We start from the raw sequence: 23,892 nt of genomic DNA, 5'->3' as shown, positions 1-23,892 counted from the left end.
TAAAGTGAAACTTTAATTAGTTGAACGAATCGGGCTTTTACGGGCAGTTGATCCCCCACCTAACTCCTTTGTTTTCGCCGAACTTTGAGGTGGAGGTCTTACTACCCGTTAATGCGGGATAATTTTATATAGCTTATTCAACTCAGCGTTATTACTGTAATCTCTATCTCGCAAATTATTAATTAATGTTTTCCTTAGTTCATCATCTCTATATAAATTTTCGATGCCTTCGACTAACCCCTCTACACTTGAATCGCATATAATGCCCTCAATTCCATCATCCAATTGGCTGGCTGCAGTAGGATAATTAGTTATCAATATAGGCTTTTCAAGGATTTTAGCTTCCGTAACCGTAACTGCCTTTCCCTCATATCTGGACGGTTGAACGTATAAATCACATAACTTCATATACGGATATGGGTTAGTTTGTTTGCCTAATAGTATAAAACTGTCTTCTAACTGTTGTTCCTTTATCAATTCCTTAAGGTTAGATTCATCCGATCCGTATCCTATCACATACCATTTTATATTGTTTAACCCCTTATTATGTAATGCTTTAAGGGCTTTTATAGCAACATCAAACCCTTTCGCATATGACAACCTTCCAACCGATAAAATATTAAAAGCACTGTTACCTTGTTTATTAAAACTTACAGTATCTTCAGCCATCTTCTGAATAAATTTGGGTGAAGTAATATTTTCTATTTGTAAAATTTTATCTTTTAGCGATGGATATACAGTTAAAAACGCTTTTGTGCATTCATCTGATATAGATGCTATGTAATCAAATTTATTCCACATAGCAAAGTCAATTTTATTATCAATTTCTAGTGTGCTATAATCTGTGTGAATCCAAGCTATCTTCTTATCAGCACTTACAGTATCAGCTAAAGGATTATGTGGCCATGCGTAACTAATCGCAAAGTCATACTTTTTTTTCTGTTTAGGCAAAAAATATGCTGCATACTTTGACACAAGCTGCATCTGAATATATCCCGAACCTTCCTTTAACTGTCTTTTTTTCGATATTCTCCCTGCCATATACTTACTTATTATTCTTGTGATTCCTGCCCCAAAATATCCTTCACGTATACATTGCACAATTGACTTCCTAAAGACGGTATATCCACCTATCTGTGGTAGTACGTTAACTTTATTAGGTACTAAATTTAAGAACTCTCCAGTATGATTAAATATCAATAAATCTATGTTGTATGTATCATAGTCGAAGCTTTCCAGCATATTAATTAAGCTTCTTTCTACTCCACCAATTTCCATATCATAGATAGAGATTAAAACATTTTTTTTCATACGCTTCCTCACGTTCATGTTTTGTTTTGATGTAAGTAAATGAAAGCAATCGCAGTATATGAATTCATATGGAATAAACTTTTTATTAGCTGCTTAAACTAGTGCGATCAATACACATATTCTCTCTTTTATTCACAAATAACGTATTAGAAGGAATATGCCCTTTTACAACGCTTCCGGCGGCTATTACGGTATTATCACCTATAACAGTATCCTTCAATATAACTACATTAGAACCAATCCAAACATTCTTCCCTATCTTTACCTTACCTTTTATCAGATGGCTATCTGCAGGGTTTTTATAATTATGATCGTGGTCATTAATACTCACATTTGGCCCTATTTTTGTACTTCTTCCAATCGATATTCTATTTACACAGTTGATATTACAGTTATCATTAATAAATACTTTTTCTTCTATATCTAATACTCCGTCAAAATCCAGTCTAATGCTGGCATTCTTTCTTACAAATACAAACTTTCCAATATTGACTTTTGAACGCTTATTGAAAATCTCAATCTTGCTATTTGCTTGAAGAAAAAAGATTGAACACTTTATATTACGAAAATATACTACCTTATAGAAGGCACCTCTTAATGCACCAATTACATGCGAAATATTCATTAGTATAGTAAAGTACAGTCCTCTATTACGGCTTTCTGCAACTATCGTTTGAACTATTTTCTTGAATACCTTAATCATGTGTATTCTCCTTAAAAGCTTCTTTTCCCATCACATATTTTCTTAGCCTAGCAACGTTATTTCCGCCTATGATTTTCGCTAAAATCAATTTTATATTACTCTTGATTCTTACTTTAGGAGGCAACCAACTTTTATAAAAATGATGCATTGCATATGTATTTTCAGTTATAAATTTTCTGCAATTGATATAATCATATGGAGAAAAATAAGTTTGTGGATAAAAAGCTCCCATACCGCTTATTTCTTGATATTCTCCATTTAATTTCAATCCTGCATTTTTTAGTATATTAGTTACAACCGCCACATTGGTTAAATCATCATGTTTTCCATCCTCTTTGATGAACCCTTTTCCTTCATATGAATCCAAAAACATTTTAATCAACTTATTTCCTTTCATAGCTCCTATAGTACTTGTCGCTATGTAATTTTCTTGTTCAAATCCCCAAAATGAATCATGATGGAGCATATTATCAAAAGGTTTGAATACCTCTACATCGGTATCTAAATAAATACCTCCAAACTTATAAAGAACATATACCCTTACATAATCACTTACAAATGCAAATTTTTTCGAATCATAGGCTTCTTTGACATATAAGTTACATTCTATGTCAAAATTATTTTCATTCCACTCAATAATTTCATATTCTGGGAGGTTCTTCTTCCAGCTATCTATGCATTTTTGTACAATCTCAGGTTTCTCTCTACCACCAAACCAACAATAATGTATGGTTGATGGAATTTTCCTCACGTTCTCCAATTGATACACGCTCCCCCCGATATGCTTAAATTTATACTTAGAAGTAGTGTTACTGAAAAATCTATAAAGATAGATATTTACTTGTATAAATGATGCCTAAACTTATTACACTCTCGTAAAAATAATAAATGAGATAACACAATAAAAGTCCGTAATATACGAAATTCCTATCCTTTTTAGAAAATAATACAACAATCCATGAAATTAAAATTAATTGATATAAACTGAAATAAATGGTGAATCTTGCAAATATCCAATTTTGCGTTGAAATAATCATGAACACTAAACCAATTAAAGACATGTTTACAATGTAATCACTTTTCGGAAAGACTTCTCTTAATTTTTCTTTTCCAAGATATGCAAGAACTATTGGCACAGCACTAACTGCAACACGTAATACATTTGCTCCTCCCTCTGCAAAGTCCTTGTAGTGTCCATACTGAGTTGATTCTAATGCCGAGAACAAAGCTGATGAGAATTGGTTAAACCCAATTACTATAATGACCGAGAAGAACAGCAATACGTACGTATCCCATGCCCAAGCCTTTCTCCTAACCAAAAAATAAATTGGGATTAAAACAAGCGCTGACTTATGAATCATAGCTGCTAAAAGTACAACTAAAATATATTTTTTCCAATTTCCATTAAAAATATATTTTGTGGCCAGAAAGACAATAGATGCTGCTAAAAACTGCCTGATTCCATTCATGGATACTAAATACATTCCACCTGTAATATATACAAATAAGGCTAATTCAAGCATCCGGGAGTATTTATAAAGAGTTATTACAATTAATACATTTGTCACTAAGGCGACAAAAAATACCATTATCTGCGGATCTTTTGAGAAGTGTTGCAGAAACATCTGTAAAAGATCAAACCCAAAATCCCCTGAGAAATCAATATTGCTCCAACTGAATTCATTGTGGGCATAGGAATACATGTAAAAATAAGTATCACCAATATTATTTCTAAGTCCCGATACAATAACAAGCGATGCCATTGCCAAGAAACTAAGCATTTTATTTGGTTGAACTGGAACGATCCCATTGCTCATGCTCTTTGCAGAATATCTTGAAAAAAAAGATAAAATGTAAACTACAAAAAGGTTTATCCATAATATAGTCATTCCATAACTCCTTCCACACAGCAAACAAGCAAGTAACTTAGACATGCAAAAGCACTGAAGAAAATAGATATATTTACACATAAATATATTAACAGATTCATTAGCCAATTATTGCAAGCTTACACAACAATTACCGGTATACCTTCAGCCTCTTAATGGCGCTTCGAAACGGTTTTATTACTTGTATTCTGTATATAAAGATAGAGAAGAATCCCGAAAGGTATCGCCAGGAAAGTAGTACCCTTACATGGTGATTCTTTAAGAAAAGCATAATTTCTAATCATCAGATTACTAGATACATAATGTATGGATTCTCGAAATCTCTCCTTAAAAGAAGGAGCATACTGCATAGCAACCTTTCTGAAGAATAAAAACCCACGCGGATTTTTCTTATATTGTTTAATCATGTTCATACTCGAACCATCATCTAAATATTCCACATGGCATAAGACTTCATTCATAATAAGTAAAGGACATTGTTGATCAATTAAAATATACTTATAACTGAGCGGACAGTACTTTTCTCCTGAAAATATAGGATATGGCAAAGAATTTCTTGTCAATTCCGAACGATAAACTAGTTTCTTATCGCCTCTGACCCCATGAAGACCATACAAACTTGACAGTGTGGAAGATTTAATATTAGATGGCATTTTAGTTCCAATGATTTCTCCATTCTGTTTCGCATCCAACCCGACTATTCCAGCACACTTCTTACTTCCATGTGCCTTCCAAAATGAAGCAATCTTTTCAACAGCATCTTCAGCCATATAATCATCCGAGTCTATACACACATTTAATTCTGTATCAATTAATTCATAAGCGGTATTGTGTGCCCCATGCATACCTTGATTTTCTTGGTAATGATAACGAATGGGAACGACATCTTCTACAATCCAAGTATCAATAAGTTCCTTTGTGTTATCATTAGAGCCATCATCAATAATTAACCAAATAAAATCTTTACATTTTTGCCTCTTTAAACTTTCATAACATAAATGAAGGGTATATGCACGATTATATGTAGGCGTAAAAACGGTTAAGAGTGGCGTCATTGCAAACCCTCCTGCATCAAATTTTTATTATTTATAGGCATGTGCATAATAGTAATCTGTCAACCAGTTTGCCATAGTAGCCGTATCATAGCCACTATTTTGCATTACATTTGTTGTATCCTCATGCTCCAATGATGAGGAAAGAATATAATCTGCCCATAATTCCGTTGAACTCTTTAAGCTCATAAATTTCATTCGGTCAGTCAAGTTAGATTCACTAGTAATTGCATCAGACACCACACAATTTAAACCTGCAGCCTGTGCTTCCACTAGTACAACTGGCAAGCCTTCAAAAAGCGAAGGAAAAAGAAAAATATCAAATCCTTGCATCAATTGCGGGATATCGGTTCTAGTTCCTAGAAATCTGACTTCAGAAGACAACCCTAAGTCAGCAACTTTTTTTTCAATGCTTGCACGTAGGGTACCCTCTCCTATGAGAGTCAGTATGGATTCTGGATTCTTTTTATGTACAGCATGGAAAATATCTATTAAGAATTCATGATTCTTTTGCTTATTAAATCTTCCTACATGCCCTATAACTAACGTATTATCATTTGCCCCAATTTCTTCTCTTACTTTATTTCTTTTACTTTCATTATATTTAAATTCTTCAACATTCACTGCGTTATTTAGAACCGTTACTTCATTAGAATTTGTCTGTTTCTTTCCAAACAACCATTCTCCTGCTTTTTTCGAACATGCAAAATATGCAGTCGGATTGTCTTTCATCATAAATCTTGCATATAGTCGAAAAGGAAGTTTTATATCAATACCTAAATCACTTAAATGACTATGCGCAATACGGCATGGAACACCTGCATTTTTCGCTGCTCTTAATACAAAACTACTGTTCTCATTGATATGGGAATGTACTACTTTATATTCAGGATTAGTAGCAAAGAACTCTTTGAGTAATTTAAAATAACGGCGATAATTTCCAGGTCGTATCTGTGGCATTCGATAAATCTTCCCGCCAAGCTTCATTATTTCATCATCATAATGTCCCTTATCTGTTCTATGTACCATAAAATCAAATTGAATCTTACTACGATCTATTCTTCGATAATAATTCATCAACATAGTTTCAAGCCCGCCGCGATTCATGACGGTAACTACTTGAAGTATACGAATAGGTTTCAAGAGTACCACTCCTATCTCATCATCTTTCTGAGTGAATCTATTGCCACTAACATAAAATAATACCCTGCGGTAAACCTATATTTTACGCAAAAGTAAAACGCCTTCCAAACAATAGGGAAGTGATTCATCTCTAATTGTTTAAAAGAACGCCTTATCCGATTATCATTTAGTATTTTACTTAATCTGTTAAATTTCGTTAATGGAGATATGCGATTACTTTTACTCATTGTATTTAAGCCAAGTCCGAGCGTATTAAGACAAATACGATTATTTAAGGCTAATCGAAATTTTCCTGATAGCTGCTTATCTTCTAAAAATTGCTCGATTATGTCATAAAGGTTAAACCATTGATTCATCAATTCCGGTTTGTAATTAGACGTGACGGAAGCTGCATTTGTTTTCCAGTAATGATAAAAAGGCTTATTTAAAAAAACAAATTTATCAATATAATAAAATGTCTGTATATTAAATAATGAGTCCTCATTTGTACCAATAAAACTTAAATCCACAAACTGAATCGCGTTTTCTTTAATAACCTCAGAACGATAAAGCTTTGACCAAACAGTTCCCCAAGCATCTAAGAATTCTGGATTTCCTATTTCTTCATTTATAGGACCGATTAAACGTCTCATTACGTTTGCTTTAATTTCTTCGCCTTCATAACAAACTTTTTCAGGAAGATCAAATTTCTTCTCTTTTGAATGACTTCCAAATTCACGAGTATATGTACACATAACAACGTCTGCCTTACCTTGAACTGCTTCCTGATACAAGGTTTCATACATGTCCATGTCTATCCAATCATCCGGATCAACAAACCCAATATATTCTCCGCTCGCGGTTTGAATACCTGCATTTCTTGCTGAAGAAACACCACCGTTTTCTTTTTCAATCACTATAATTCTTTTATCTTTCTTTGCGTACTCATTAAGTATACCTGCACTCTTATCTGTTGAGCCATCGTTTACCATAATGATTTCGATATCTTCAAGTGTTTGTGACGTTAGGCTGTTTAAACACCTTCCTAATAAAGTTTCAACATTATAGACAGGAACTATTATACTGATTTTCGGTTTCATCTGTTTCCTCCAGAATGTATTTCCCATAAATAGAACTCAATTCAGATTCAACTTGAATAATCGAATATTTATGCATTTTCTTTTTGCTTTCAATACCCATTTTTACAAGTAAGTCTTTTGATTTGTTCATCTCTAGTACTCTTAAACCAAACATTTGAGCATCTTGATTGGAAATGATATAGCCATTTACTTTATCTTCTACAAGTTCCAAATGTCCTCTGTTCTCACTTGCAATTATCGGTAACCCACAAGCCATGGCCTCCATAATATTAACCGGCAGACCTTCGCGAAGACTTGATGCAACCGCAATATCGCAAACGGATAAAATTTTCGAGATATCATTCCGATAACCAAGAAATTCCACCATTTCAAATACGCCAATTTGCTTAGCCAAATCTTTACAATCCTCTAGTGAGGGACCGTTTCCAGCCAATAGAAGCCTTGCGTTTGGGACACTATCCTTTATTAAAGCCAATGATCGAATCAAAAATTGTTGATTTTTATTTTTATTAAACTCAGCCGCATAGAACATCAAGAAATCGGTGGGCTTATATCCCATCTCACTCCTCAGACAAAGCTTTTGAATCTCATCAGCTGGTTTAAAGTATTCTGTGTCTACTCCCACTCCGTGTACTTGTTCAATTTCAACTGCTTTGAAACGCCGCTGAACAGCCAGATCATAATCCTCTTGATTTATTGTGATCAGGCAGTCTGTGTAATTTGCCATTACTTTTTCAATAGGATAATATAATAACCAATTTATTAGCGGGGCACCTTTACAAAAGTGGAATCCGTGAGCAGTATATAAAACCTTTGTTCCATATTTTCTAGCATTTCTTGCTGCCAAACGTGTAAGGGCTCCCCCCATTGGTGTATGGCAATGAATAATTTTATATCCATTTTTATCAATGATAGCTTTCAACTCTTTATAAGCCTTAATGTTCTTGGGCTGCAAAGGTGATCTTTGAATAGAAAGTTCATACTTCTTATTCACGTATGGAAGGTCCAAGTTGCCGGCAGCAGCAACATGAACTTCCCATCCCTGTTCTTTAAACCATTTCATATACGGCAAGTGAAATGCTTTAAAATGAATATCTACCGTTGCACAGAACAATACTTTATTTCCCACATATATCACCCTACACTCGTTATAATCTGTCTAACCAGCCTGTAACCTGTACATACTTCATTTTTCTAAATAGTAAAATACGTATCTAAACGCACGTATTCAAATCGACATTCACACTATATTTTGCGAAGCTATACGGTTATTTGCCAATGCCAATACCTGTTCTCTCAATTCTAATTTCTCAAGATTAGGGTATGTTTGAATAATTTCTTCAATTTCTTTTATATAAAGATTTGATGTTTTACCTATGTAAATTTTAGGATGGATTTGTTGCTCATGCACTTCTTCCTTTTTCAGCAATTCTTCAAAAAGCTTCTCTCCAGGTCTCATTCCAGTGAACTTTATTTGTATCTCATCTAATGAATGTCCTGATAATGTAATTAAGTTTTTCGCAAGATCCACTATTTTGACAGGATCACCCATATCCAAAATGAATATCTCCCCACCTTTAGCTAATGCCCCAGCCTGTATTACAAGTTTAGATGCTTCTGGAATTGTCATAAAGTAACGAATCATTTTTGGATCAGTGACAGTCACTGGTCCCCCTTGCTTAATTTGCTTTTTGAACAGTGGTATAACACTACCACGGCTTCCTAATACATTTCCAAATCGTACAGCCACAAATTTCGTACTACTTGTTTTATCTAAGTTTTGGATTACCATTTCAGCAAGCCTTTTTGTCGCTCCCATTACACTCGTAGGATTCACAGCTTTATCTGTAGAAATCATTACAAACGTCTCAACTCCATGCCAACTTGCTGCTGTTGCTACATTTGTTGTCCCGATCAAATTATTTTTTATCGCTTCTTCAGGATTACGTTCCATTAAGGGTACATGCTTATGTGCAGCAGCATGATAAACAACTTGAGGATGATATTGACTCATGACTGACATCATTTTCATATCATCCTGCACATCAGCAATTTCTGTAGTAAAGATAATATCGGTGTCACTGTATAGCTCTTTTAATTCCATTTCAATGGAATAGATACTATTTTCACCATGACCTAATAAAATCAATTGTTTTGGGTTAAAATGTGCGATTTGACGACAAATTTCAGACCCAATTGAGCCACCTGCACCAGTTACTAAAATAACTTTATTAGTTATAAAATCTGAAATACTTTCAATATCTAATTCAACCGGCTCACGCCCTAATAAATCTTCTACCTGAACATCACGAAATTCATTTACTGAAACCTTTCCAGTCACTAAATCCTCTAACATCGGAAGAATTTGTGTTTTCATTTTTGTCTTAGAACACTCTTGGAAAATCATATTTAATTCTTTCTTACTAAGTGAAGGAATTGCTATTATGATACTGTCGATGCCTAATTTCTGAACAGTAGATTCAATGCGATTCACTCCCCCGACCACTGGTATTCCAAGTATATCCAGTCCGTGTTTCTTTATATTGTCATCAATAAAAGCAACTGGTAGTAATTCTGTTTCATTATTATTCAACAACTGCCGTACAACCATTGTACCTGCAGAACCTGCACCAATAATTAGCGTTCGTTTTTTATTGTCACCCTTTTGGATATAAGCATCTCGGAACATTCGCCATAAAAAACGTGATCCTCCGATCAATAAAACATGGATCATCCAAGTAACAACAAGTAGACGGAAATAAATATCATGGAGTAATATTTTTTGTACTACTGCTGTTGTGATAATAGAAAGTGTAACTGCTTTCAAAATAATGAGTAGTTCGCCTATACTTGCATACTCCCATGCTTTTTTATATAGCTTATAAATAAAAGAAAAAATATGATGGCTAAGAAGCAAGGTCATCGCACTTGCTACAATAGGCAATGTTATAACGTGGAAATCAGCACTTACTAAAAAGCGACTAAAGAAAATCGTGGTTAATACAATTAAGGAATCTACTAAAATTAATAGAAACAATCTTTGATGATACGTCATAATAGGCCCCTCTCTCAATTTTTTGTAACTAATATTTTTATCTATATATCTAACTAAATATTTAAGGAAGGAAATAAATGACTAACTAATATAAAGTTCCTGTCTACAAGATCCTTCAAAAAGACTTTCTAGACAGAAACTTCAAATAAACACGGGCATTTAACCCTCCCTCACATCACGCTCTTGACGACTAACGTCTAAGGTGTTTTAACCCACAGCATAATCGAGTGCCTCCATTGATAGCGGTAAGGAGACATCACCGTACCATATACTTTTTTTATAGGTGACCTTTCATTCTTTACCGAAGAATGTCCTTCCTCCTTACCCTATGAGCTAAAAAGTACTGTATGAGCATCGCCCGCATAACTGATTTGAATAAATCTCTTATACCTTTTTATTCAAAATAGCCCCTAGAAACCTACTGTTGCTTAAACCTAACACTCTTTCTGCTTCAACTACCGCTTCACTAGCAGTTTGATTGCAACTTAATACCAACAATACGCCATCACACTGACTAGCTAGTATACTCGTGTCTGTTACTTCCAAAAGAGGTGAAGAGTCAAATAAAATAACGTCATATTGTTCTATTACTTTGTTAATTAAATCTTGCATGGATGGTAAGCTAAGCAGCTCAGCTGGATTATTAACTTCAGAACCACTTGTTAAAACATGTACATTTTTGATTTCCGTCTGAATTACCGCCTTCTCTAGCGTTGCTTTTCCCTCTAGAATATTTGTTAATCCCGATCTATTTTCTATTCCAAAAATTTTATGTAGTTCTGAAGTTCTTAAATCCGCATCAATGACTAAGACCCTTTCATCCTGCTGAGCCATAGAAACCGCCAAATTTGCCACAGTAATGGTTTTTCCTTCCCCATATCCAGGAGAAGTAATTATTATAGTTCTTTTTTTATCTGCTTCAGATACAAACTGAAGATTAGTACGAATTGTTCGATATTCCTCAGCAACCTTCGAATTCGGAGCTGTATGCGCAATTAAATTACTATTATCAAGAGGACGACTTTGTTTTTTATTAAGAATCAAATGTTTTTCCTCCTACCATTACACTTTCTTTCTTACTGTTTTTATCTACTATATTATTTTTTTTCATTTGGGAAACACTTCCTAAAACAGGGATCGGTAGTAACTTTTCAATATCACGTTCCGATTTAATTGTTTCATCAAGGGAATCCAATAAGAAAACGATCCCTATACTCAATATAAATGCGGCAGCCATGGCCAGCTCTATCGTACCTGCATGATTTAAGTTTATTGGCGAAGGGTTTCCTTGTGCGTTTGCTTCTGTTAAAATACGAACACTTCCGAAATTCATAACAGATTTTGCTTCTTCTTTATAAACATTTGCTGTAACATTAGCAATTTGGGCAGCCTGCACTGGATTAGTATCTATAGCTGTTATAGTGACAATCTGTGATTCTTCCACCTTTCCAACACTTATCTGTCCGCTTAATGCGCCTGCTGATTTTTTCAAATTTAGTTGCTGAGCTACTTTCTCTAAAACAACAGGTTCTTTAATCATCACTTTAAGTGTACCCATTGCTTCAGGATTTGCCGGAATAAGGATCCTTGCGGAAGATGAATATAAAGGCGTTTTCATAAAAAAACTGTATATCCCACCAACTAATCCGGCCAATATTGTGATTACTGCCATAATCCAAAATCTTCTTTTTATAATATTAAACAAGCTTTTTAAATTTATTTCCTTCTCCATACTTCCCCTCCACTATTATTTAATTGATTAAAAATGAAGTTAAATATATATTGAACAACATCATTTAATTTACATCTGAATATATTTACAAATCACCATCCGAATATACACATTTCCACTTGTTTAAAGATGCACAAAATCACTCCTAATTTTTATTACAATGACTGACCCTAAAGCATGAATAAATCTTCAAAAATTCCTTTATAGTGTTACATTATTTCATGTAACACTATAAAGGAATTAGTGTTAGTATCCTACACATAGAACATTGCACAGTCTTTTAAACAAAGCCTTACTCTGTAAGGTTTTAACTATATACCTATGTATATTTACTTTTCATAGTCAGGGGAAATCAATCAAAATTATACATATTTATCCTAGCGTTAACACGTATATTTAAATTAATATTTATATATTTAAATTAATATTTATATATTCAATGTAATTTAATGCAAGATAAGAAAATTGAACTTTTCAAGTATAGATTTGATTAACAAAACAAACGTTTCGTTTCATTAATCATAATATACTCATGTATTATTCATTTTAGTTCTTGATAATACCCCCGTCAATATAAATTTATACGTCCAATTCACTCTCTACCTAGAATATCCCATTCAATTATCTTCATATAAATTCACACATAATCTCATAAATAATTATTTCAAGGAAGTAAAGATCGTATAGTCATATGCATATTACCCAATTAAATTCTTGTGACGGTATCTATATGTCCAACAACCGCTTATAAAAGAGTTTAAAAACAATTGTTGAATTATAGAGTTGAGGTCCTCTTATTAAAAAATGAAGCAAAATAGTAGCATACTATAAGTAGCCGATAACCATTTATAAATAAATGAAACAATATTGTCCTCTTTTGACGATTAATGAAAGAGAAATAACATTAGAAAGTCCCATTCCAAAACTAACATAGACTTAACTTTTCCCCAACATATTGACTGAAATCTACAAAAAACTTATTTCTAATGAAATAGACTTAAGTTCTTTTTGTATCGTTAAAGCTTAGTTACAAACCATTTCGCTTTCCACTAACTTTTTCATATAATCTAATAGCTCTTTTTTTAACTCTTCATGTTGCAGTGCCATTTCAATTGTTGTTTGAATAAACCCTAGTTTTTCTCCGACATCATAGCGTTTTCCTTCGAAATCATATGCGAATACACGTTGAATTTCATTTAAACGCTGAATCGCATCTGTTAACTGAATTTCTCCGCCTGCCCCTGTTTGTTGATCTTCTAAGAACATAAAGATTTCTGGCGTTAACACGTAACGTCCCATAATCGCTAAGTTAGATGGTGCTGTTCCTTTAGCAGGTTTTTCAACAAATTTACTCACTTGATAACTACGATCCTTTTGCTCTAACGGATCAATAATACCATAGCGATGCGTTTCATTCTCTGGAACAGTTTGAACACCAATTACTGATGATTGTGTATTCTCATATTGATTCATTAATTGGCGTAAGCATGGCGTATCCGCTTGAACAATATCATCACCAAGTAGTACCGCAAATGGCTCATTTCCAATAAATTTACGAGCACACCAAACAGCATGTCCTAGACCTTTAGGCTCTTTTTGGCGAATATAATGAATATTGATCTTTGAAGATTCTTGTACTTTTTCAAGAGTTTCATACTTTCCTTTTGATAGTAAGTTTTGTTCTAATTCAAAGGAATGATCGAAATGATCTTCAATTGCACGTTTTCCTTTTCCTGTTACGATAATAATATCTTCAATTCCAGACGCAATTGCCTCTTCCACGATATATTGAATTGTTGGTTTATCAACAATTGGTAACATTTCTTTTGGCATTGCTTTTGTTGCTGGTAGGAAGCGAGTCCCTAATCCAGCAGCTGGAATAATAGCTTTTCTTACTTTTTTCAATGATATTCCTCCTAGTAATATATAATTTTTTTATATTTACTTGATTGAACAATTAACAAACACACTTATTATATCAATATTTCCTTATTTTAATATATCAAAGATGGATATTTGCTCAATTGTTGAACCATTAGAAGCAAACTTAAAATCAAACTTATCAGATCGATAAATTAATAAAGAACTATCTTCGTTTTTCAATTGTGCTTCACCCAATTGTTCTAACAACGTTGCCTTCAATATATTTACGTTCTTAAGACTTACCTGTTTAACAATCAATTGATTATTATATAAAACATCAATTTCTTTATATTTTGTTAGTACTCCTTCTGGTACTTTTTCTTCATTTTGAGGAATACCTATTATACTAGTTACATCCTCTTTACGCTTACCTAAAAAAGTAAGGGCTTGTTCCAGATTTTGAGAAGTACCTTCTAATTTTTTTATTTTATTTACAACATCCTCATAAGATAATGCATGAGTAAATGGAATTGAGCTTACTATCTCTTCACTAACCCATCCTTCTTCCCCATTATCATAAATAGCCTTCAACCAATTGACCCCAGATTTTTCATCTTTTTTCTGATCCTTTACCACAAAAGGTGTTCCAAATACCATAGTAGCAATCGCTTGTCCCTCTAACGCTGGCACACTTCTCACACGAGCTTTAGCAGAATTTACATACCGAACATCTAAATCAGCTAATGGATTCTTCTCTTGTTTAACAACCTTTGCTTGTCTAGATTGTTCTTTCTTTTGTTCTTTAGCCTGTAAAGGAGAAAAGATATTATCCCTTTGCCAATACGTCAATCCACTTATAGTTGTAATTAGTAATACACCAATTAAGCCAGCAATATACTTACGTTTGATTCGATTATTCTTACTGTGAACATGCGCTCCACTTAATCTAGGTGCATAATTGGAAGCTTCTTTTGGAACCTCTTTTGAAGCAATATTTACCTCTGCCAACCCTTTTCCTGCCTGTTTCTCCATTGCTTCTTTTTTGAAGTTTTGCTGCTCTTCTTTACTCATTGCCTTATATTCTTTTAAGAAACTTTCATACTTCGGCATTACTTCCTCAATAGGACCATAGTCTCTAATTTCACCGTATTCAAGCCATAGAGCCTTTGTACAGAATTTTTTCACTTGTCCTAAAGAATGGCTAACAAAAAATATTGTTTTGCCCTGTTCTTTAAATTCATTCATACGGTTTAAGCATTTATCAGCAAATGTTTGATCACCTACTGATAAAGCTTCATCAATTACGAGTACATCTGGATTAATACTAACTGAAATCGCGAATCCTAAACGCGATTTCATCCCGCTAGAATATTTTTTTACTGGCATATCAATAAACTTACCTATATCAGCAAAATCAATAATTTCAGGTGTTAACTTTTCAATTTGTGCTTTACTCATTCCCATCATTAAGCATTTAAGCTCAATGTTTTCTCTACCTGACAATTGATTATTAAGACCAGCTGCGATTGCAATAAGTGCGACTTTCCCTTTTATGTCGATACTTCCAGTTGTAGGCGGTGTAATTCCAGCAATCAAATTAGACATTGTAGATTTTCCAGAACCATTTACCCCAACAATACCAATAACATCGCCTTTTTGAGCCTCAAATTCTAAGTTTCTTAATGCATAAAAGTCTTCACCAAATCCTCCAGGATACAGAATATCCTTTAATTTCTCAGAGTTTTTGCTATGCATTTTATATTTTTTTGTTACATTATGAAACCTCACTGATTCATTCATTTTTTACAACCCTCATCATAGATAATCTGCAAAGTGCTTTCTAAATTTCACATGTAGCGTTGCACCAATTAACAACGTAACAAGGACAAACGACCAAAAATATAATGCATAATTTAGATCTTGATAAAACCAGCTTGTTCCTAGTAAAGAAGCACGATATCCATCTACAATATAGCAAAATGGATTTAACTGCATAATTTTTTGAAGAAACGATGGTAATTTTTCAGGTGTCCATAATATAGGCGTTAAGTATAGCAACATTCGCATAATTGATTGAACAATCATTTGAACATCTCTCACAATTGTTGCTAACGTTGACGTAATTAAGGAGAGTGAAAATATTAACATAAGGGTAGCAAACATATAATAAACAAGCTGAATATAATGAATAGAAATACCTTGACCCGTTACTAAAAATAAAATTGTCACAATACCGATAAGTATCAAATGCTGATAAAGATTAGACATAATTACAAAGCTTGGGATAACACTCATTGGAAAACTCATCTTCGAAATCATATTTAACCTTGTATAAATAGACTTAGATGCTTGTAGCATTGCTGGTTGTACAAAAAACCATACAACAAGCCCTGCAGATAACCAATAAACAAATGGTACTCCATTTACTCCTTGACCACCCCGAATCCCAAAGCCGAATACAAACCAATAAATACTTATCTGTATGAGAGGATTCAAAACTTCCCACACAAGTCCTAAATAATTATTATTATTTGTACTTTTTACTTGATAAATAGATAAACGTTGAATTAAATATAGACTGTTTACCTGTTCTTTTAATACCATAATCATTGAGTTCATCTTTACTGTGCCTCTCCGAAGAATATTTTCTCTACTACTCGTTTAGAAGCAAAACCATCTTCTAAATAACAATAATTATTATAGAAGGTATTATATTTCCCTGCAAATTCACCTAAACCTAGAGTTTCGAATCTTAATATTTCCTCAAGCACTTCTTCCGTATTCATCACAACTGGACCAGGAGCTTCTGTCTCTAAGTCAAAATAAAAACCTCTTAACTTATCACGATACGAGTCAATATCATACGTGTAGAAAATGATTGGTCGTTTCAAATTCGCATAGTCAAAAAAGACTGAAGAGTAATCTGTAATTAACAAGTCAGATAGTAAATACAGCTCATTTATATCGACATGCTTAGAGAAATCATACACAAACCCTTTATACGGTTCTAAATCAAACTGTTCTGCAACTAAGTAGTGCATGCGTAACAAAATGATATAATCTGAACCTAATTGTTTCTGCAAAAGACTTAAATCTAATTGTAAATCTAATTTATATCGACCTTTACTATAAAACTGATCGTCTCGCCACGTTGGGGCATATAAAATAATTTTTTTATCTATAGGTAATCCATTCTGTTTCTTTAATGTATCGACTGCCTTAGAATTATTATTTACATATAAGAAATCGTTACGAGGATATCCTGCTTCAACAACAGTTTTTTGAAATTGAAAAGCCCTCTTAAATATTTCAGTCGAATATACATTAGGGGAAAGTAAATAATCCCAGTTTTGTGCTTCACGATGAAAATTGTCCTTATACTTTTCAGTTGTTGTACCCGGCATATGAACTTCTTTCATATCACCCGCTAATTTCTTAAGAGGTGTACCGTGCCAAGTTTGTATATAAATAGTATGCCTTGGCTTAGGAAGCCAAAGTGGCATTCTACTATTTGTTACCCAATACTGCGCACGTGCCAATAAAATAAACCAACGAATTGAAAATCTTTTTACATATGGGATATTTTCTTTGTCAAACTGCGCTGTGTAATTTTTATTTACACTCCAAACCATTTGAAAGTCCATGTCATTTTGTAACATGTATTCATACATAGCTCGTGGATTACAACTATATTGTTTTCCGGAATAACTCTCAAATAAAATTAACTTCCTTTTGGGAGGCAAACAACTACAGAAAAGAAATACTGCCTTACATAGTTTTTTTACAATACGGTGATTTTTTATTCTTCTTATAAATCCCATGTTATTTACACACCTTCTAATTCAGTCGCTACATACTTACGATACATTAACGCGAAACCTCGCCTTTTCCCGTTCTTCCCATTAATGCGTCTACCTCTTCTTTTGCATTTTTCCCATTAAATAAAACATTATATATCGCAGTCGTAATCGGCATTTCAATACTCATTTTTTCAGCTAAATGATATGCTGCCTCAGCTGTACGAACACCTTCTACCACCATGCCCATATTCTCTAATACTTCTTCTAAATTATGACCCTTACCAAGTAAATTTCCAGCTCGCCAATTTCGACTATGAACACTTGTACAAGTCACAATTAAATCACCGACACCTGTTAATCCCGCAAAAGTAAGCGGATTTGCTCCCATCTCACACCCTAATCGTGTAATTTCCGTTAGTCCCCTGGAAATTAACGCTGCTTTTGCGTTATCTCCGTAACCAAGACCATCTGAGATTCCTGCGCCAAGGGCAATAATATTCTTTAGTGCCCCGCCTAATTCAACACCAATCACATCTCGATTTGTATAAACACGGAAATTTGTATTCATAAATAGCTTTTGTGTTTTTTCTGCGGCCTGTAGATGATATGACGCAGCAGTTACAGTAGTAGGATGACGAAGACTTACCTCTTCTGCATGGCTTGGCCCTGAAAGAACAACAACACTTTCTATTAACTCTTTCGGCATCTCTTCTTCAATCATTTCTGAGATACGTTTAAATGATCCTGGTTCAATTCCTTTACTTGCATGGATAATTGTTATCGGTTGTTTTACAACTTCCTTTAGTTGTTGTATTACACTACGAATCGCTTTCGTTGGAACAACTAATAGTACCGTATCTATCCCATCCATTACTTCCTCTAGAGACTCGTATCCTTTTATTGTTTTAGAAAGTTGAATCCCCGGTAAATATGCTTCATTCGTATGCTTCTCATTAATTTCATGGATTTGTTCCGCCTTATTCCCCCAAATCCTTACTTCATGTCCGTTATCCGCAAGAACCATAGATAACGCTGTTCCCCAACTTCCTGCACCTATGACTGTAATCTGTTTCAAAATAATCCTCCCTCACCATCTTAACAGCGTTAAAAGCGTTATTATTTACATAAGAAGCTAAGTGACATAAATATAGTTCACTTAGCTTTGAGTTCTTTTACTTAAAATATAATAACTGAGTTATAAATCTTATTTTTCAAAAACTAAAACTGGAAATAAGTAAATCTTAATCCATTATTGTTTTTTAAATTTATTAAATAGCACAATCCACTTTTCACTGTAAGCTTCTGAAAAAAAGATTTAATTCATTTCCACGAGCTTTTTTATCCATTTCAATAGTTAGTTGTAGATTATCTAACATGTATGCCACCTTATTGGCTAACACTGTATATAAAGATTGAATATATACTTTCTTCAAATCATAATATAAATGTTCCTCTGCCCTAAAGTCTTAGATTATTTCTTAGACTCCCTATATTCAACTTTCAAGCCAATTTTAAAACAATTCGTTAACAATTTTTTCAGATGCTCTTCCATCATCAAATTGATTATATTTTTCTTGAAAACGTATGATTCTCTCTTGATACTTTTTTGAGAATGTAGCAATATCCTGAATTTCTTTTACAAGTGTCTCTGTATCTTCGATAAGTGGACCTGGTGCCTCTTCTTCAAAGTCAACATACATACCTCGTAATTTATTTTTATAATTATCATAATCATACGTGTAAAATAGCATTGGTTTATTTAATAATGAATAATCAAACATAACTGATGAATAGTCAGTAATCAAAATATCAGCTATTAAATACATATCTCGAATATCATCATAATGACTATAATCGTAAGCAAAACCTTCGTACTCACTTAATGAGAATCCTTTTTTCGAAAAATGATGTAGCTTAACAATAAATATATACTCATCACCAAAATTTTGTTTTAGTTGATTCAGATTTATAGGCATTCTAAATTTACCCTTTGTTCTCCATGTTGGAACGTAAACAATCACTTTTTTATCTACAGGTATACCCATCTTTTCTTTGATTTTATTAATACTCCCTTTATTATTATCTCTAAATAATTTATCATTTCTCGGATAACCAACTTTTAAGAACTTATTATTGAAATCATATGCGCTCTTGGCAATATCAGAAACATAATCACTTGGAACTGATAAATAATCCCAACGGTGACATCTTCTTAAAAACTTCTCCTTCTGAACTTCACCAACGACTTCTCCTGGTGCATCTAAACCTAAAGTTTTTAACGGTGTTCCATGCATCGTCTGAATTTCAGTTACATTTTTACGCTTTTCATAAAAATCAGGGAAGTTTACATTGTTTACAAAATGTTTAGCTGTTGCCAAATGATAATAATACTTTAACGAATTAATTCTAACTGTTTCTGCGTTTCCTGGTACATTTGTATGATGATCTCTTAAAAACCAAACTGTTTTGTAGTCTTTTTTATATTCATCAATATACTCATAGACAGCTCTTGGATTACATTCGAAATTTTTGCCCCAATAAGATTCAAATACTACATCTTTCTTTTTCAAAGGTAATAATCTCATTAAAGGATATAGCACTTTTCTAATTACCTCTTGCCTTCTTGGACCCCTTTCAATCCACTTCCACTCAGGTTCCACTCTCAATGTTAAAAGATTAGTATTCTTTGAACGGTAAATTACATATTTATAATCTTGAAAAATTGTTCGAACACTATCCATATTTTCTTTCTTAAATTCTATTCTACTTTCTAAATTCTTTTGTCCAGTTGTCTTTAACTTTAACTGCCAACGTCCACTTTCAAACATAGATACCTTGTCTTTATATAATGGAAATTCAAAATATAAAAGTGTATGTCCCTTATTGATTTCAGACTTACTCATTTTCATATTTATCTGTTCTTGTCCATTCATTTTTTCAATCATTAAATTGTGTTCAATATTTTCCCTGTCAATGCCAAGATAAAAATTGTTTGCAACTTTAATGCTCAGCTCAACTCTGTTATTAACAATTTTTAATGATTCTACTTTAGGGAAGAATTTATCCAGTCTAACTAGCAAGTTCCCTGCTGAGCTGTGATCAATTTCTACTTCATTTACACCAATACTACTAATTTCATTGAATTGAATTGGCATAAGAGTTAAAGGATTTTTCTCTCCATTTTCAACAATATGTCCAAACCATTCCCCACGGTCTTTTACCTTGCTTAACTTAGATACCTCTATTTTTGCCATAAATGCATTTGTATTATCTGTTTTTTGTAAAGGTTTTATAATAGACTTTCTTAGCTCATAATTAATAAGTAATAGCTTTGAGTTTTTAAATGAGAATAAAGTATTTCCTTCAAAGATTAAATGCTTCTTATTTCTATATATTTTTTTCACTGTCGATTTTGTTTGATTCACTTCTAAGCGAATATCCCATGCAGCATTATACTTTGGATAAATAATATTTCCATCAAAAACCCTGTACTTAGGCTTTGTTTTTAAACCAGCAACTGGTTGTCCTAATCTAACTGTTCTCTCAACTCCATCGTTTTTAATAGAATAGAAAATATAATATTTATCATTTGTTAACTCGTAAGATTTTAGAATATCATCAAAGTTGATTTTAATTTCAAATCCTGACCAGTTGTAGTTAAATGCTCTTTTTAAAGGAATCTTTGAACTTATAGCTATACCCATTTTGGCTGTAATGTCTGTTCGTTTATGAATTGTTACATCTTTCACCGGAATTCTAATCGAGCCTTGCTCATCACTAATGAAGACACTGATCTCAGCATCAGATTTTCTTTTCACATTTAAATTTTTGATATAAGCATAACCTTTAATCTCTAGACAATTTCCGTTCCAACTTGCACTTTCTACTCTTTTAACTGTCTCAAATTCTTCCTCCAATATTCTTAATTCCATTGGTAATTGATCAATATACGGGTAATCGGCAACATAAACATCATTCTTTTTAATTGGTTTAGAATTTTTCAATTCAGTTTTTTGAAACTCTAATAACTGTAATAACTTTTGTTTCTCATTATTTTGCACCAGCTGATACTTTAACCGATCAATAACTTTTAATCTCTTAAAAACTGACATATCTACATTTTTCAGATACTCCGATACACTCTTAAAATACGTGTCTATATACTCTTCATCAGCTCTATCAAGTTGGTTAAGGTATACTAGTAAATCAATACTAAGATATTTAAAATCTTTTTCTTCCTTTACTAGTCCATCAATATTATTTTCACTAAAATGTTGATCTACCATTCCTAAGGCTTTCAAACGATCTGTTAAATTATTAATATCTGTTCTTTGCTGTGTAATAGATTGATCACCAGCATCCCGCGCTCTCCATTTATATACAATACTTGTTAATACATCTACACTTTTTGCTTTAAAATGCGCTGGAATTGTTACCGGAATATCCTCATATAACATTCCTTCTGGAAATTGAAATTCATGTTCTTCCCAGAAACTAACTTTATAGATTTTGTTCCATGCAGTTGTATCGTACAGTAATTCTGGCGACTCAGTAATATGTGTTTTTAGCTTATTTTCACTAAATACTTTTTTATGTAATACAGATGGAAATTCTTTTGTAGAGTTGAATCTTATAACATTTCCTATGATAAAATCCGAACCAGTTTGTAAAACTGTATTCATCATGGCTTTATATGAGCCCGTAGGAATAATGTCATCTGAATCAACAAATGTAACATAATCCCCTGTAATAAATTCATACCCGAAGTTTCTAGCTTTCCCTAGGCCACCATTAGATTTTTTAAATGCATGAAAGTTTTCATACTTATCAGCATACTGAAACATAATATCAGAGCTATTATCTTGTGAACCATCATCAACCATAATTACTTCATAATTGTTATATGCTTGCTCCAATAGTGAATCAAGGCACTCTTCTAAATAACCTTCTACGTTGTAAATAGGTACTACTATACTTAATTTAGGTAAAACCATTAAATTAACTCCCTTTATAAATATTAATATCTTAACGACTTCTCCAATTGAACGGACATCAAAAAGTCTAGCACATTAACTTTTAAATAGATATTTACCAATTACACTTCACGATTAAATAAATAGTTAACTAATTTTTCACTTGAATTCCCTTGAGAATATTTATTCCACTTCAACTTAAAACCTTTTAAGACTTCCATATCAAACGAATTGCTTTTAATAACCTGGATTAATTCACTGGTATTGTACACAATTGATCCTGGAACAGTGGTTGTGTAATCTCCAATAATTCCTCTTTTTTTCGTATACTTCTTCAGATCATATGAGAAAAAGACCATTGGCTTATTTAAAAGACAGAACTCAAAAGGAACAGATGAATAATCTGTTACCAAAATATCTGTTACTAAAAATAGATCATTTATATTGGGATATAGCGAATAATCATATAAAAATCCTGTATACTTATCCTTATACTCCAACTTATTTCTTACTGCCGGATGGAGCTTGATTAAAACGATATACTCATCTTTTAGTGCTTTATACATAGCTTCCATATCCAAATGCAAATCAAAATCTAATAACTCTTTATCTCTAAAGGTTGGAGCATATAAAATGATCTTCTTACTTTTTAAAGTCGGATTTATTAATAGAATATTGTCTTTAATTTCTCTCTTGCGCTGTTCATAAAAAAACAAATCGGTTCTCGGAATACCTGTTTTTAATATCCTGTCGTTCGATAACCCAAAAGCATCCTTATAAATGCTTGCAAGAGCATCCGAACCTACAACAATCTTATGAAAATTTCTATAAACATCAAGAAAGCGCTTTTGAGCTCGTAGGCTCCTTTTATTAAAAGAAGGTGCCAACAATCCAAATTTTTTTATAGCACCTGCTGCGTGCCAAATTTGAATACATTGCACCCCCTTTTTAAATTTAACTTTCGCTAATGATCCGAAATAATTATCAATAATAACATATTGGGAAGTAGACAAATGATAGATTGATTTAATTGTATGAAGGATATTTTTCGTTTCAAATTTAAAAGACTTCACATTCGAGTAGCTATCCACTTCATATTTACATGTAGATTTATATAAGAAAATTACCTCACAATCAATTTTTTTCCGTTTCATTTCATCATAAATAAAAATGAGATTTTCTCCATAAGACATAATGAAAGTTACTTTTCTTTTTATTGGGAAAATTTTCATGATGCTATGTAAAATTTTAAATAAAATAAGATATATTTCTACGCTAATTTCTCTAATCAT

Annotated in this window: 18 protein-coding genes; all 18 read right to left on the bottom strand. The window is 32.8% G+C overall.

Annotated features, from left to right (window positions below; translation table 11 throughout):
• Window positions 1–108: 108 nt before the first annotated feature.
• The 18 genes from JDS96_RS00320 to JDS96_RS00235 all read right to left on the bottom strand — a co-directional run bounded on the left by JDS96_RS00320 (window position 109) and on the right by JDS96_RS00235 (window position 23,892).
• Window positions 109–1,311, bottom strand: coding sequence for a glycosyltransferase (locus JDS96_RS00320; RefSeq protein ID WP_199665705.1), 1,203 nt, complete (start codon window positions 1,309–1,311; stop codon window positions 109–111).
• Window positions 1,312–1,396: 85 nt separating this feature from the next.
• The gene (locus tag JDS96_RS00315) at window positions 1,397–2,014 is read right to left on the bottom strand and encodes an acyltransferase (RefSeq protein ID WP_199665704.1); all 618 of its coding nucleotides are present in this window, start codon (window positions 2,012–2,014) and stop codon (window positions 1,397–1,399) included.
• Window positions 2,007–2,774 (bottom strand): glycosyltransferase family 32 protein, encoded by a 768-nt coding sequence (locus tag JDS96_RS00310; RefSeq protein ID WP_026008498.1) that lies wholly within the window; start codon window positions 2,772–2,774, stop codon window positions 2,007–2,009. The genes JDS96_RS00315 and JDS96_RS00310 overlap by 8 nt, the downstream gene beginning before the upstream one ends.
• 61 nt (window positions 2,775–2,835) lie before the next feature.
• Window positions 2,836–3,903, bottom strand: a complete 1,068-nt coding sequence (locus JDS96_RS00305; RefSeq protein WP_199665703.1) for an EpsG family protein — start codon at window positions 3,901–3,903, stop codon at window positions 2,836–2,838.
• 152 nt (window positions 3,904–4,055) lie between these two features.
• Window positions 4,056–4,958 (bottom strand): glycosyltransferase family 2 protein, encoded by a 903-nt coding sequence (locus JDS96_RS00300; RefSeq protein WP_199665702.1) that lies wholly within the window; start codon window positions 4,956–4,958, stop codon window positions 4,056–4,058.
• 27 nt (window positions 4,959–4,985) lie between these two features.
• Complete coding sequence (locus JDS96_RS00295) at window positions 4,986–6,098, bottom strand: glycosyltransferase family 1 protein (protein WP_199665701.1); 1,113 nt, start codon at window positions 6,096–6,098, stop codon at window positions 4,986–4,988.
• A gap of 11 nt (window positions 6,099–6,109) precedes the next feature.
• Window positions 6,110–7,177: a glycosyltransferase gene (locus JDS96_RS00290; protein ID WP_199665700.1), complete on the bottom strand. Its 1,068-nt coding sequence runs from the start codon at window positions 7,175–7,177 to the stop codon at window positions 6,110–6,112.
• Entirely contained in the window at window positions 7,140–8,306 is a 1,167-nt protein-coding gene (locus JDS96_RS00285) for a glycosyltransferase family 4 protein (protein ID WP_199665699.1), read from the bottom strand. Before JDS96_RS00285 ends, JDS96_RS00290 begins: the two co-directional genes overlap by 38 nt.
• 111 nt (window positions 8,307–8,417) lie before the next feature.
• Entirely contained in the window at window positions 8,418–10,232 is a 1,815-nt protein-coding gene (locus JDS96_RS00280; protein WP_003202117.1) for a polysaccharide biosynthesis protein, read from the bottom strand.
• A 384-nt stretch (window positions 10,233–10,616) separates the two neighbouring features.
• Entirely contained in the window at window positions 10,617–11,276 is a 660-nt protein-coding gene (locus JDS96_RS00275; protein ID WP_016112647.1) for a CpsD/CapB family tyrosine-protein kinase, read from the bottom strand.
• The gene (locus tag JDS96_RS00270) at window positions 11,266–11,964 is read right to left on the bottom strand and encodes a YveK family protein (protein ID WP_003202114.1); all 699 of its coding nucleotides are present in this window, start codon (window positions 11,962–11,964) and stop codon (window positions 11,266–11,268) included. The genes JDS96_RS00275 and JDS96_RS00270 overlap by 11 nt, the downstream gene beginning before the upstream one ends.
• Window positions 11,965–12,987: 1,023 nt before the next feature.
• Window positions 12,988–13,869, bottom strand: a complete 882-nt coding sequence (galU, locus tag JDS96_RS00265; protein ID WP_041488624.1) for a UTP--glucose-1-phosphate uridylyltransferase GalU — start codon at window positions 13,867–13,869, stop codon at window positions 12,988–12,990.
• An 84-nt stretch (window positions 13,870–13,953) separates the two neighbouring features.
• Entirely contained in the window at window positions 13,954–15,627 is a 1,674-nt protein-coding gene (tagH, locus tag JDS96_RS00260) for a teichoic acids export ABC transporter ATP-binding subunit TagH (RefSeq protein WP_199665698.1), read from the bottom strand.
• A gap of 15 nt (window positions 15,628–15,642) precedes the next feature.
• The gene (locus JDS96_RS00255) at window positions 15,643–16,446 is read right to left on the bottom strand and encodes an ABC transporter permease (protein ID WP_199665697.1); all 804 of its coding nucleotides are present in this window, start codon (window positions 16,444–16,446) and stop codon (window positions 15,643–15,645) included.
• Window positions 16,447–16,448: 2 nt separating this feature from the next.
• On the bottom strand, window positions 16,449–17,648 hold the full coding sequence (locus JDS96_RS00250; protein ID WP_199665696.1) for a CDP-glycerol glycerophosphotransferase family protein: 1,200 nt from the start codon (window positions 17,646–17,648) through the stop codon (window positions 16,449–16,451).
• A gap of 46 nt (window positions 17,649–17,694) precedes the next feature.
• Window positions 17,695–18,702, bottom strand: a complete 1,008-nt coding sequence (locus JDS96_RS00245) for an NAD(P)H-dependent glycerol-3-phosphate dehydrogenase (protein ID WP_199665695.1) — start codon at window positions 18,700–18,702, stop codon at window positions 17,695–17,697.
• A 436-nt stretch (window positions 18,703–19,138) separates the two neighbouring features.
• Entirely contained in the window at window positions 19,139–22,621 is a 3,483-nt protein-coding gene (locus JDS96_RS00240) for a bifunctional glycosyltransferase/CDP-glycerol:glycerophosphate glycerophosphotransferase (RefSeq protein WP_199665694.1), read from the bottom strand.
• 101 nt (window positions 22,622–22,722) lie between these two features.
• On the bottom strand, window positions 22,723–23,892 hold the full coding sequence (locus JDS96_RS00235) for a CDP-glycerol glycerophosphotransferase family protein (RefSeq protein ID WP_199665693.1): 1,170 nt from the start codon (window positions 23,890–23,892) through the stop codon (window positions 22,723–22,725).

This window comes from Bacillus cereus group sp. N21, assembly GCF_016483395.1.
GTDB classification, from domain to species: domain Bacteria; phylum Bacillota; class Bacilli; order Bacillales; family Bacillaceae_G; genus Bacillus_A; species Bacillus_A pseudomycoides.
This window is presented reverse-complemented; position numbering and strand designations above follow the sequence as displayed.